This window comes from Streptomyces sp. NA04227 (assembly GCF_013364195.1).
Lineage (GTDB): Bacteria > Actinomycetota > Actinomycetes > Streptomycetales > Streptomycetaceae > Streptomyces.
In genome coordinates this window covers 5425775-5437640 of record NZ_CP054918.1, presented here as the reverse complement: position 1 = coordinate 5437640, position 11866 = coordinate 5425775, and the positions used below count along the sequence as shown (strand labels likewise).

Annotated in this window: 10 protein-coding genes and 1 pseudogene; 5 read left to right on the top strand and 6 right to left on the bottom strand. The window is 71.3% G+C overall.

Going from position 1 to position 11866, the window contains the following annotated elements; all coding sequences use genetic code 11:
• Positions 1-120 precede the first annotated feature (120 nt).
• The 5 genes from HUT18_RS23305 to HUT18_RS23285 form a co-directional block, all read right to left on the bottom strand.
• Entirely contained in the window at positions 121-435 is a 315-nt protein-coding gene (locus HUT18_RS23305) for a TadE/TadG family type IV pilus assembly protein (RefSeq protein WP_176104751.1), read from the bottom strand.
• Between the two features lie 137 nt (positions 436-572).
• Positions 573-2201 (bottom strand): AAA family ATPase, encoded by a 1629-nt coding sequence (locus HUT18_RS23300; protein ID WP_176102509.1) that lies wholly within the window; start codon positions 2199-2201, stop codon positions 573-575.
• Between the two features lie 91 nt (positions 2202-2292).
• Complete coding sequence (gene cpaB / locus HUT18_RS23295) at positions 2293-3000, bottom strand: Flp pilus assembly protein CpaB (protein WP_176102508.1); 708 nt, start codon at positions 2998-3000, stop codon at positions 2293-2295.
• A gap of 54 nt (positions 3001-3054) precedes the next feature.
• Positions 3055-4020, bottom strand: a complete 966-nt coding sequence (locus HUT18_RS23290) for a hypothetical protein (protein ID WP_176102507.1) — start codon at positions 4018-4020, stop codon at positions 3055-3057.
• Between the two features lie 298 nt (positions 4021-4318).
• Complete coding sequence (locus tag HUT18_RS23285; RefSeq protein ID WP_254878765.1) at positions 4319-6205, bottom strand: serine/threonine-protein kinase; 1887 nt, start codon at positions 6203-6205, stop codon at positions 4319-4321.
• A gap of 252 nt (positions 6206-6457) precedes the next feature.
• On the opposite strand from HUT18_RS23285, the gene HUT18_RS23280 reads away from it, so the two are divergent.
• Both HUT18_RS23280 and HUT18_RS23275 read left to right on the top strand, forming a co-directional pair.
• Positions 6458-7240 carry an FHA domain-containing protein gene (locus HUT18_RS23280; RefSeq protein WP_176102505.1) on the top strand — a complete coding sequence of 261 codons (783 nt, stop codon included), beginning with the start codon at positions 6458-6460 and terminating at the stop codon, positions 7238-7240.
• Positions 7241-7438: 198 nt separating this feature from the next.
• The gene (locus HUT18_RS23275; protein WP_217710515.1) at positions 7439-8287 is read left to right on the top strand and encodes a polysaccharide lyase family 7 protein; all 849 of its coding nucleotides are present in this window, start codon (positions 7439-7441) and stop codon (positions 8285-8287) included.
• Between the two features lie 110 nt (positions 8288-8397).
• Here the strand turns inward: HUT18_RS23275 and HUT18_RS23270 are convergent, their stop codons facing one another.
• Positions 8398-9876 carry an Nramp family divalent metal transporter gene (locus tag HUT18_RS23270; RefSeq protein ID WP_176102504.1) on the bottom strand — a complete coding sequence of 493 codons (1479 nt, stop codon included), beginning with the start codon at positions 9874-9876 and terminating at the stop codon, positions 8398-8400.
• Between the two features lie 94 nt (positions 9877-9970).
• On the opposite strand from HUT18_RS23270, the pseudogene HUT18_RS23265 reads away from it, so the two are divergent.
• From HUT18_RS23265 to HUT18_RS23255, 3 genes and pseudogenes are all read left to right on the top strand, one after another.
• A pseudogene (locus HUT18_RS23265) lies at positions 9971-10081 on the top strand (DNA-binding protein); the annotation flags it as partial.
• A 123-nt stretch (positions 10082-10204) separates the two neighbouring features.
• The gene (locus tag HUT18_RS23260; protein ID WP_254879079.1) at positions 10205-10420 is read left to right on the top strand and encodes a helix-turn-helix transcriptional regulator; all 216 of its coding nucleotides are present in this window, start codon (positions 10205-10207) and stop codon (positions 10418-10420) included.
• Positions 10421-10533: 113 nt separating this feature from the next.
• Positions 10534-11856 (top strand): alanine racemase, encoded by a 1323-nt coding sequence (locus HUT18_RS23255; protein WP_176102503.1) that lies wholly within the window; start codon positions 10534-10536, stop codon positions 11854-11856.
• The last annotated feature ends 10 nt before the right edge of the window (positions 11857-11866 follow it).

Sequence of the window (11866 nt, the reverse complement as noted above, 5' to 3'; positions counted from 1 at the left end):
CACTCTTCGGTGGCGCGGATGTTCAGTGGTCGGTGGTGCGGTTGCTCATTCGTCGGTAGTGCGGAGGTTCATTCGTCGGTGGCCGAGGGGACGGTCAACGCCGTGCGACCCGGCGCCCGTTCACTCGTCGTTCGGCATGGTGGCACTGCGGGTCACGGACCAGTCGGTGTCCACGAAGGGCAGCAGGGTGGGGACTTGGACGGTGACCGTGGCGGTCGTGGTGTCGGCGCCGCCGCTGATGCCGACCCGGGCGTCCAGCCAGTCGCTCATCGCGGCGAGGCCCGCGGCCTGTCCCGGGCGTTCCTGCGAGGCGGCACGCGCCGCCGCGCGGGCGCCGGAGCCCGCCTGACTGGCCGAGTAACCGACCAACCCGAGCTGGATGGCGGCCATTCCGACGAGCAGCAGGATGGGCAGAAAGCCCGCGAACTCCAGCATCGAGACGCCCCGGTCGTCCGCCGCACGCCGCCGCCGGACCAGTCCCGCGCGCAGCGCGCCACACTGCCGCCGGACCGGCCCCACACGCAGCGCACCACGCCGCCTCCGTGCCAACCCCGCACCCAGCGCCGCCCGCATCAGCCCGCTCCCCCGCCCGCACCGGCGGCCTCCTCGCCCTCGCGCGCCGCCCCGGCCTCGCCGGAGACCTCCCAGCCCGCGTCGAAGCCGGGCAGGAACAGCGGCACCTTGGCGTCGACCTGGGCCTTCCACACGGCGCCCTCGTCGGCGCAGCTCACTGCGGCGTCCTGCCAGGCGTCGGGGAGATGTGCGCGGGCGGCGGTGCGGCAGGCCGCGGCGGGGTCCTCGCCCGCGATCACGGCGGCGGTGGCGGCGCGGGCGCCCTCGTCGGCGGCGTTGCCCGCCAGCGAGTACGTGTAGCCGTACAGGGCGCACTGCCACAGGATCGCCACGAGCGTCAGCAGGATGGGGAACATGCCCGCGAACTCGAGGGTGACGGCGCCGCGGTCGCCCTTGGCCTCGCGCCTGCGCAGTGCGAGCGCGCCGCCGCCGCGCCGTTTGTGGTCCGCGGCCTCCGGTGCGGCGAGCTGGAGTTCACCGGCCAGCGCGTACAGGGCCTGCCGGACGGTGGAGCGCGGGTCCAGGTCCTGCATGCGTCCGGCGTCCACGGCGGACTGGAGTTCCTTGAAGTGGGCGGGGACCGCGGTACGGGCGACCCGGGTGCCGGTGACGCGTTCGACCAGGGACGGCTGTATCTCCGAGCCGCGCGCGTAGCGGTTGAGGACGGTCACGGTCTCCTCGGCCTTGCGGATCTGGAGCCGGTCCCACAGCCGGACCAGACGCTTGGCCGCGCGTACCGCGACGACGTCCGGGGTGACCAACAGCAGTGCCTGGTCGGCGACTTCGACGGCGACGGCGTTGCCCGCGCTCATCTGGCAGCCGCAGTCCACGACCACGAGGTCGTAGCGGCTGCGCAGGGCGGTGAGCACCTGCCGGGCGACGCGGTCGGTGACCTCTTCGCCGCGCTCGCCGTCGCCGGGCGCGAGCAGCAGCGCGAGGCCGGTCTCGTGGACGAAGACCGCGTCCTGGAGCACGCGCGGGGTGATGTCGGCGATCGCGGCGAGGTCGGCGACCGAGCGGCGGAACTGCACATCGAGGTACGAGGCCACGTCGCCGGACTGCAGGTCCAGGTCGAGCAGCGCCACCGACCGGCCCGACTGCCGTGCGGCCAGGGCGAGTTGGACGGCGGTCAGGGTGGTGCCCACGCCGCCCTTGGCGCCGCTGACGGTGACCACCCGGCCGCCGGGTCCGCCGCCGAGACTCTCCGCGGAGGTGCCCAGGTGTTTGCGCATGCCCGCCGACCAGGCCGCCGCCGCGTGCACCCGCTCGGCGAGGGCTTCGTGGCCGAGCGGCAGCGTGACGATGCCGCGGGCGCCGGAGTCCATGGCGGCGGTGAGGACCCCGGCACTGGTGTCGGCGGTGACCAGGACGACGCCGACCGCCGGGAACCGCAGTACGAGATCGCGGATCAGGTCCAGGGCGGGCACCGGGCCGACGCGCTCGTGGACCAGGACGACCTCGGGCAGTTCGTCCAGGGACTCGGCGGCGAGCCGGTCCAGGGTGTCGACCAGGGAGGTGGAGTCCGGCATCGGCGGCGCCGCCTCGGTGTCGGGCAACTGCCCGAGCAGCGTGGCCAGGGCGCGCGCCGACTCCGGGTCGGGCACGGCGGAGTGCACGCGGACGCTCATACCGGCCTCCTCTCGTTCCCGCCGCGGCGACGTCGCGGACTCGCCGCGCCCTGCTGCCGCGCCTGTGCTCTCGACTCGCTCATGCCCGGGCCTACTTGTCCTTGTCCAGGGTGTACGTGCGCTCGCTCGGCGGTACGGCGGAGTCGCCGCCCTTGCCGACGAGCGCGAGGCGTACGTGGGTGGCGAAGGACTCGGCGTACGCGACACGTTGGGCGTCCGCCGTGTCGAGCGCGAAGGTGATCGGCACCGCCTCGGTGTCCTCGCGGCGCCGGTCGTCCTGGTCGCGGTCGAAGGGGGTGAGTTCACCGACGTCGATCACCCGGGCGTTCGCCACGATGATCCGCGACTGGTCCCGCTGGCCCTCGTCCTCGGCCTTGAAGGTGGCGTAGATGTTCACCGAGGCGCCGGGGTCGATCTTGCCGGCGACACCCGTGGCGGCGTCGATCATGATGGCGATCTCCTGCTGCCCGGGCTCCAGTCGGGGCCGTTCGACGATCATGTCGTCCTGCAGCAGCGAGCCCTTGCGCAGGGTGGTGACGGCGATCTTGCCCCGTATCTCGCGCAGATTGGTGACCGCGGTCTCCGACAGCCAGCGCTCGGGCATCGAGACCTTCACGAACTGCTCGGCGTCGAGTTCCTTGTACGGTTCCACGTCGCCCTTGAGCCGGTACGCCGTCACCTTCGGGCCGACCTCGGCGTTCGCGTCCCGGATCACCGAAAGGACGCCCGCGAAGGCACCGAGGGCGCACAGCAGGGAGACCACCAGCAGGATGACGCCGCGTCGCTGGCGTGAGTTCATGGCCGGAGTACCTCGATCGGGGACGTGTACGGGACGGGGAGCGGCTTGCGGGCCTCAGCCGACGCCGGTGGGCAGGGCGCGGGCGGCCGAGGCGGTGAGCTCGGGTGGTGGTGGCAGGGGCGCGGCACAGAACCCGCAGCGGTCGCCGATGAGTTCGAGTCCGCACCAGTGGCACCGGTCCCGGCGTACCGACGAGACCAGTTGGTACAGCACGGAGATGTCCCCGATCGCGGCCGCGAACTCGGCGAGCTTCGCGGTGCCCCACCACTCGGCCGACTCGGCCGGCTGCCGGGTGTGCGTGACGTCCTGCACCTGCCAGGCCGGGGCGAGCGTGGAGGTGAGCCAGTCGGCGTCGAGCTGCCCGGGTGCGACGAGCAGCCGCGTCCCGAACGCCGGGCCCTTCGGGGCGGCCTGTGCCTGGGGCTTCTGCCCGGTGAGCCGCAGGAGTTGGGGTTCGGGGGTGGCCAGTACGGCGAACTGCGAGCCCGGTACCCAGGAGCGTGCGTGCGAGCCCAGGGACACCGGCACCCGGTCGAGCTTGGTGACCGAGCCGAGTACGGCGCCGGCGTAGATGTAGTGCGTGAGCAGCCGGGCGGCGGAGGCGAGCACACCCGGACTGAAGTCGCAGACGCTCAACTGCCGTAGTTGCAGGGCGAGTACGGCGAGCCCGAGCGGTGGCAGCGCGGGACGCAGCAGGGCGATCCGGTCGGTCTCCAGGACCGAGCGCACGGTGTGCAGCCGGTGCAGTACGGGCTGGGGCGCGGAGGCGGGGCAGAGCACGATCACATGCCCGTGGTGGTCGAGCAGCGTGGAGACCTCGGCGAGCAGCCGGTCCAGCGAGAACTCGCCGCCGCCCTGCTGTCCGCGGCCGTGCGCACCGCCGGACCCCTTCGTGAGTCCCGCGACGGCACCACTTCTGGGCGCCTGCACGGCGGACTGCAGCACCGCGGCGGACGGCGTGTGCCGGTCCAGGGACGGCAGCACCAGGTCAGCACTGGTAACGGCTACGGCGGTCGGCACCCGCGCACCCCCATCCCTGCCTGTGGCGGGCCTGCGACCGCCTCACCTCGCACTGTGACTTCTCCTGCATCTGCACCATATCCACGCAGGGCGGTTGGCCACACCAGTCTCGGGCAGATCGTTGGCCGGGGCGACGCCGGGGCACGGATTGCACAGCACATGCGTCAAGTCGCGTTGTTCCTATGGCTTTGCTCACACTCGATCGGGTCGGCACGCGTCACCCGCTTCGTACGGATCAGCGTCGTACGGATCTTCTTGTGCGGATCGGCCGCGTACGGACCACCTTCGTACGGATCGGTCAGCGCGAGGACAGGGACTCGGCCGCCGACTTCGCCAAGTCCTTCGCCAGAGCACAGTGGTTGAAGCCCTTGGGGCCCTCCCCCTTGGCGACGAGGGCCACCCGTTCGGTGCCCTCCACCCGGTCCGGGCCGAGGTACTCGCGATGCACCAGCTCGACGCGGCAGGACCCGTCGCCCTCGCTGTCCGGCAGGACGACGGCCTCACGGCCACCGATCCTGGTGCGTTCCTCCTTCGGTCCGCGCGCCAGCCCGCCCTGGTCGAACTGGAGGTCCACCTCCACGTCGTTGGTGGTGGACGTCCACTGGCAGGACCAGTCGCCGAACCCGGCCTCCGGGTTCCGGGCGTCGACGCCGGGCAGCTTGCCCAGCGCCGCGACGTCGAGCAGCGAGCACGCGTCCTCGTGGGCAAGGGAGTCGGACGCAAAGGCGGGCGAACGCCGGTCGATGTCACCGTCGTTGAGCTGGTTCACCGCGTAGTCCACGGCGGCGTCGGCGCTGTCGCACAGGTCCTTCTTGACCTTGTCGGGCTTCCTGGCGACCGCGGTGATCCGCAGACTGCCGCCCTGTGCACCGCTGACGGCGAGCGTGCGCAGGCACTCCTTGGGTTCGCCGGGCGCTTCCACGACGACGACCCGCCCCCTCGTGCTCCGCTTCTCCGCCTCGGGCAGCGGATCGGAGTCCAGCTCGACCCGGACGTCCACGACATCCGTGCGGCCTTCCCGCAGCAGTACGTCGCACCGGTTGAAGTTGCCCTGGTAGCGGTCGAGTTGGGCGTCCTCGTAGGAGGGGAACACCCGTGCGTCGAGGAGGGCGCAGGGGTCGGCCGTACGGGGGTCGCCGAGGAAGGCGGGCTCGGTACGGGCCGAAGTGCTCGGCGACGGGGACGGGGCCGCCGCGTCCGTCTCGTCGCCGTCGCCGGACCCGCTCGCCCACAGCACCGTGGCGCCGACGGCCAGCGCCACCACGGCGACGGCACCGGCCGTCAGCAGCCCGCGGCGTCCAGGGAGAGCGGTCCGGTGCCACGGGGCAGGGGGCTGGACCTCGGTGGGCAGGTCCACCACGGACAGGGGCTTGGTGATCCGCTCAAGAGGCAGCGTGGCGAGGTCCAGTGCCCCGGCCGCGTGGCCGGTGAGCGCGCTGTGCACCGCGGCGGCGGTGGGCCGGGACTTCGGGTCGGGCCGCAGCATGTCGGTGAGCAGTGCGCCGAGCGGCCCGACCTGGGGGCTGAGCGCCTCGATCCGTACCGTCTGTCCGGGCCCGCGCAGGGGCGGAGTTCCGGTGATCAGGGTGTAGAGGGTCGCGCCGAGCGAGAACACGTCGGTGGCGCGCTCGGGAGCGCCCCGGAACGCCTCCGGAGCGGCGTACGCGGGGGTGAGCCTGAGCTGCCCGTTGGGCGTGATCGTGACACTGGAGTCCACCCGGTAGGCGGCGCCGAAGTCGGCGAGCTTGGCCACCCGGTCCTCGGTGATCACGATGTTCGCGGGCTTGACGTCGCAGTGCACAAGTCCCTTGGCGTGCAGGGCGGCCAGCGCGTCGGCGATCTGGGCGCCGACGGCCGCGGCGTGCTGCGGGGCGAGCTTCACCGGGACGTCCAGGCTGCCGCCCTTCACATGCTCCATCACCAGCCAGAACGTGGCCCGCTTGTCCTTGCCGGTACGGACGGCGTCGAACAGGGTCACCACATGCGGATGGCTGAATCTCGCCAATGCCCGTGCCTCGGCGAGCAGTTCGTCGAAGGCGCTCTGGCTGCTGCTCTCCAGCTTGGCCCGCTTGAGTACGACACTGCGGCCCAGCTCGGTGTCGACGGCGAACCAGACGGCTCCCCGCCCGCCTTCGACGGGGCCGTTCGTGAGCCGGTACTTACCGACCCTCTCCCCCCGGTGCACAACGACACTCCCTTCGCGAACGACCGCGGTCGCTGTTGTTGTGCCGGAACACGGACCGAATGTAGCGCGCACGGGAAGCGGTGCCCGCCGCTTCCGTACCATTTGCAGGGCTCGGGGCCCTCGCCCCGCCACGCACCTGTCTCAATCCACCGGCTCCCTGACCTGAATTCGGCGAATGGCCAGTACCCGCCCCCTTGTTCGAGCGGCTCGAGGACCTTGTAGCGACCTGGAAGCGACCTAGAGGAGGCGGCGATGAGCGGCTCCGACAGCCTGGCCCGTGGCGTCCCGCCCGGGCGGCCCGGCACCCTGCACGCGCGCACGGTCAGCGACGATCTCACCGCCCCGCCGCGGCCGGGACTGACCATCCGCTTCGGACGCGGGGAGAAGCCGGACACCCAACTGGCCGTCGGCGTGGACGACCGGCGGGTGAGCAGACGGCACGGCGAACTGACCTACCGCGAGGGCCACTGGTGGCTGCGCAACACCGGGCAGCAACTCCTGCGGCTGCCCCGGGGCCTGATGATGCACGCCAGCTCCGAACCGATTCCGCTCGCCACCGGCTACACCCCGCTGTTCGTGAAGGGTTCGGGCCACCGCGAGCACCTGGTCGAGCTGTATGTCGCGGACCACGACGACCGGGGCCCGGTGGCCCACCGCAGGGAGGAGACCGTACAGCCGCAGCGGTGGGCGCTGAACGAGGACGAGCGGCTGCTGCTCGTGGTGCTCGGACGGCAGTACCTGGAGTACGAGCCGGACCCGCGGCCGCTGACCTACGGCCGGGCCGCCGAGCAGCTCGCCCACCTCCGCCCGGACGCCAACTGGAACGTCCGCAGGATCGAGTACCGCGTGGAGCTGGTACGCCACCGGCTGCACCGCACCGGCTTCAAGTACCCGCTGGTGCACGACAATCCGGAGGAGCGTCCCTCGGACAACGGCCTCCTGCACAACCTGCTCAGAGGCCTCGTGGAGTCGACCACCCTGGTGCCGCCGGACCTGGACCTCCTCGACGAATTCGGGCCGCCCGACCCCTCGTGAACCCGGGCCGGACCCTTGGGCGCTCGCTCACCTCGTGACGCGCCCGGCAACTGGCGTGCGGTTCCCGCCATTTGGGACCCCTCCCAACGCCCCTGCCTAGGGTCGCCTCCGACACACCGCGGGCCCGGGCCGTGTGCCGGGCCGCCGGACAGGCCCTGGCCCGCGCGAACCCGGCGTACCCCTACGGAGGTCAACCCCGTGACAGACACCGGCTCTTCCCGCTTCGGCCGTGGCCGCCGCGGACGGCTCGCCCTGACGGCCGCCCTGCCCGCCGCCGCGGCACTGACAGCGCTTCTGGTACCGGCGTCCGTACAGGCCGCCGACGCGCCGGCCGGCCCCGGAGCCCGTACGGCCGCCGCGGGCGAAGGCGACCGCGACGCCGAACTGCCGTCCGAGGTACTGGACTTGGGCAACTGGAAACTGACGCTGCCCATCGGTGAGAACGAGAAGCCCACCGAGATCTTCCAGCCCGAGCTGGACGACTACGTCAAGGACCCCTACTTCACGGTCGCCGAGGACGGCGAGGCGGTGCGGTTCCGCGCACCCGTCGACGGCGTCACCACCGGCGGTTCGAGCAACCCCCGTACGGAACTGCGGGAGATGGAGAGCGACGGCGGGGACGAGATCGAGTGGTCCTCGACCGACGGCAGGCACACCCTGACCGTGCGCGAGGCCTTCACCCACCTGCCCGAGGACAAGCCGCACGTGGTCGGCGCACAGATCCACGGCGGCGACGACGACGTCACCGCGCTGCGTCTGGAGGGCTCGAAGCTCTACCTCACCGAGGGCGACACCACGCACCACCACCTGATCACCGACGACTACGAGCTCGGCACGGTCTTCGAGGTCAAGTACGTGGTGGAGGACGGCGAGATCGAGGTGTACTTCAACGGCGAGTTGGAGACCACCCTCGAACACCAGGACTCCAGCAACTACTTCAAGACCGGCGCGTACACGCAGGCGAACTGCGAGAACTCCTCCCCCTGCGACGACGGCAACTACGGGGAGGTCGAGATCCACGACGTGAAGGTCACGCACGAGGACTGAGGCCCGGGGCATGCCCGGCCCGGCGTGGCTGCCGGGCCGGGCACGCCCGCCGTGTCCCTACGGCCTCGGACGCGGAATCGGACACGGAATCGGACTCAACGGAATCGGGCTCAGAAGAACTCCGACCACGGCTGCTCCCAGATCTGCTGCCCGCACAGCACCACGAAGAGCAGCCCGGCGACCAGCAGCATCGTGTTGCTGAGCCGGCCGTTGCGCCAAGCGGCGGGCGTACGCGAGGAGTTGAGCAGCCAGAGCAGGGTCAGGGCGAGGAAGGGCATGAAGGCGGCGCCGAGGACTCCGTAGATGATGATCAGGCGGAAGGGCTGGCCCTGGAAGAGCAGGATCATCGGCGGGAAGGTCAGCCAGAGCAGATAGCCGCGGAAGGCGAGGGACTTCTCGGGCTTGCCGGAGGCGACCTCCTCGGCCGTCACTCCGACCTCGGGTCCGGTCCGGGCCTCCTCGCCCGCGTCCGCGTCCGTGCCCGCGCCCGCCTGTGCCCCGGCCCCGGCCCCTGCCCCCGCCCCTCCCCCGCGGTACCGCGCCACGAAGTCCGCGAACATCAGGCTCACTCCGTGCCAGACGCCGATGAGCGAGGTGAAGGAAGTGGCGAAGAAACCGACCAGGAAGAGCTTGGCGGTGGCCGTGCCGTACTTGTCGTCCAGGACGGCCGTGAGGTCGATCAGGCCCTTGTCGCCACTGGCGATCGCGATCTGCGAGGAGTGCAGGAGTTCGGCGCCCACGAACAGCATCGCCACCACGAAGACGCCCGTGGTCAGATACGCGACCCGGTTGTCGAGCCGCATCACCTTCATCCAGCCGGTGTGCGTCCAGCCCTTGGCGTTGACCCAATAGCCGTACGCGGCAAGGGTAATGGTGCCGCCCACGCCTCCGATCAGGCCGAGGGTGTTGAGGACGGAGTCCTCCTCGTCGGGCAGTACCGGCAGCAGTCCCGCGAAGGCGTCGCCGAGGTTGGGCGTGACCCGGATCGCGAGGTAGACGGTCACCACGAACATGACGCCGACCAGGACCGTCATGACCTTCTCGAAGACCGCGTACTTGTTGCACCAGACGAAGACCAGCCCGACGAGGCCGCACAGCACGCCCCACGGCTTGATCGACCAGGAGTCCGGGAAGACGTCGGGGAACAGCGCCTGCAAGGGCAGCGCGCTCGACGACATGGCGGCGGCTCCGTAGACGAAGCCCCAGAGCACGACGTAGACGACGAAGAAGTAGGTCGTCCAGCGGCCCAGGCTCGCCCAGCCATCGAAGAGGGTGCGTCCGGTCGCCAGGTGCCAGCGGCCCGCGGCCTCGGCGAGGGAGATCTTGACCAGACAGCCGAGCACCGCCGCCCACAGCAGCGTGTAGCCGAAGTTGCTGCCCGCGATGAGCGTGGCCACCAGGTCACCGGCGCCCACACCGGTCGCCGCGACGACGATCCCCGGACCGATGTACCGCCAGCTGGATCTGCGCGGCACCGCCTCCTGGCCACCTCCGGTCCCGCCTCCGGCCGCCGCGTGCCCGGCCTGCGGCGCCGTCGGCCCCGGATCGTGCGGCCCTGACCCACCGGTGTTCTTCGCTGTGTCCGCCATGGGCAGGAAGAAAGCGCAGATGGCGGTATGGCACAAGGGGGCCCGGGCGCATTCACCCCCTGGGGGGCAGGGTTGGATGGGCGGGCGCTGCACCATTCTGCTCGTGGCGGGAGACAAAGCGGGTCGGTGGAACGACTGGTACCGGGAGGCGATTCCGCTGGCTGAAGAGCGTTACGAGATCTATGTGAAGGAAAGAACCCGGGAAGCGGGAAGAAGGAGGGCAGTTGTGAGCGGCTACACGCGCTGGCAGGACATTCGCGCCGAGCACGTTGACCGTGCGGGCGGCGAGGAGGCCGTAAGGGCCGGCAAGGAAGAGCTTCTCGCGGAGATGACCGGCCGCCGCCTGGCGGAGCTGCGGCGAGCCCGAGGACTGACTCAGCACGACGTGGCCGAGCGTATGGGCGTCACCAAGGGGCGGGTGTCGCAGATCGAGCGGGGCCACATCTCCGGCCAGGATGTGCTCGCTCGGTTCGCTGCCGCACTGGGTGGGCGTTTGCATCAGGCGATCTACTTCGATGACGGAGACATCGCGGCCATCGCCTGAGTCACCCGGTCTCCGCCGGTACGACAGGTCCGTATGCTGCGGTTGCACCTGTACGAGTACGAAGCGGAGGCCCACGGATGAGCTCCGAGGAACACACGGAGGACGGTAGCCCCATGGCCGCCACGGACCCTTCAGCCGGACCGAAGGACGGCCGGCGCCGCCTTGCGGACCTGGCGCACGAGCGCATCGACCACCGCTTCAAAGGCCTCCCCCCAAACGCCGACGGCCTCACCGTCGGCCAACTCGCCGCCCAGCAGCGGGACTTGTACACCGGCGGGTTCACCACTCCGCTGCTCACGCTGTCCGCCGAGCATCTGGCGCACAACCTCGGACTCATCCAGACCTATGCCGAGCGGCACGGCCTGGCCTTCGCCCCGCACGGCAAGACCACGATGGCCCCGCAGCTCTTCGAGCGCCAGCTCGCCCACGGCGCCTGGGGAATCACGCTCGCGGTGCCCCATCAGGTGCGCGTGGCAAGGGCGTTCGGCACGCCGCGCGTCTTCCTGGCGAACGAGGTCGTCGACGCCGCCGCCCTGTCCTGGATCTCCGCGGAACTCGACCGTGACCCCGGCTTCCGGCTCCTGTGCTACGTGGACTCCGTACGCGGCGTCCGGCTCATGGACGAGGCCCTGAGCGGGGCGCGGCGTCCGGTGGAGGTGGTGATCGAACTCGCCGCCGGTGAGGGTGCTCGTACGGGTGTGCGCACCGAGGCCGACGCGCTTGACGTGGCCCGTGCCGTGGCGGCCACCGAGACGCTGCGGCTGGTGGGGGTCGCCGGGTACGAGGCCGATGTGCCCGAGGCGACGCTGCCCCGGGTGCGCGAGTGGCTCGGCCGTCTCACCGGGCTGACCGTCGCGCTCGACGGCGAGGGCCTGTTCGAGGGCGCCGAGGAGATCGTGATCAGCGCGGGCGGCAGCGAATGGTTCGACGCGGTCGCCGACTCCTTCGCCCAACTCCCGCAGTTCTCCCGCCCGTTGCTCAAGCTGCTGCGCTCCGGCGCCTACGTCACGCACGACGACGGACGCTACGGCGAGGTCACCCCGTTCAACCGGCTGCCGGACGAGGGCGCGCTGCGCCCGGCGCTGCGCCTGTGGGCCCAGGTCGTCTCGCGGCCCTCGTCGACCCAGGCCTTCGTCAACGCCGGTAAGCGCGATGTCTCGTACGACCTGGGCCTGCCCCGCGTCCTGGCCGTGCGCTCCGCACGCGACGGCCGCGAGCGCCCGGCCACCGGGATCGAGGTGACCCGCCTCTCGGACCAGCACGCCTGGCTGCGCACGGAAGGCACGGAGGGGGCGGACGCGGTCGACGCGATCGAGGTGGGCGACTGGGTCGCCCTCGGCGTCTCCCACCCGTGCACCGTCTTCGAGAAGTGGCCGCTGATTCCGGTGGTGCGGGAGGACGGCGCCGTGACGGAGTTCGTACGGACGTACTTCTGAGGGGCGGGGC

What these genes read in the sequence shown, in the direction of transcription:
- HUT18_RS23305 (WP_176104751.1), bottom strand. Translation starts at nt 435, where the DNA reads ATGCTGGAGTTCGCGGGCTTTCTGCCCATCCTGCTGCTCGTCGGAATG.
- HUT18_RS23300 (WP_176102509.1), bottom strand. Translation starts at nt 2,201, where the DNA reads ATGAGCGTCCGCGTGCACTCCGCCGTGCCCGACCCGGAGTCGGCGCGC.
- cpaB (WP_176102508.1), bottom strand. Translation starts at nt 3,000, where the DNA reads ATGAACTCACGCCAGCGACGCGGCGTCATCCTGCTGGTGGTCTCCCTG.
- HUT18_RS23280 (WP_176102505.1), top strand. Translation starts at nt 6,458, where the DNA reads ATGAGCGGCTCCGACAGCCTGGCCCGTGGCGTCCCGCCCGGGCGGCCC.
- HUT18_RS23270 (WP_176102504.1), bottom strand. Translation starts at nt 9,876, where the DNA reads ATGGCGGACACAGCGAAGAACACCGGTGGGTCAGGGCCGCACGATCCG.
- HUT18_RS23260 (WP_254879079.1), top strand. Translation starts at nt 10,205, where the DNA reads ATGACCGGCCGCCGCCTGGCGGAGCTGCGGCGAGCCCGAGGACTGACT.
- HUT18_RS23255 (WP_176102503.1), top strand. Translation starts at nt 10,534, where the DNA reads ATGGCCGCCACGGACCCTTCAGCCGGACCGAAGGACGGCCGGCGCCGC.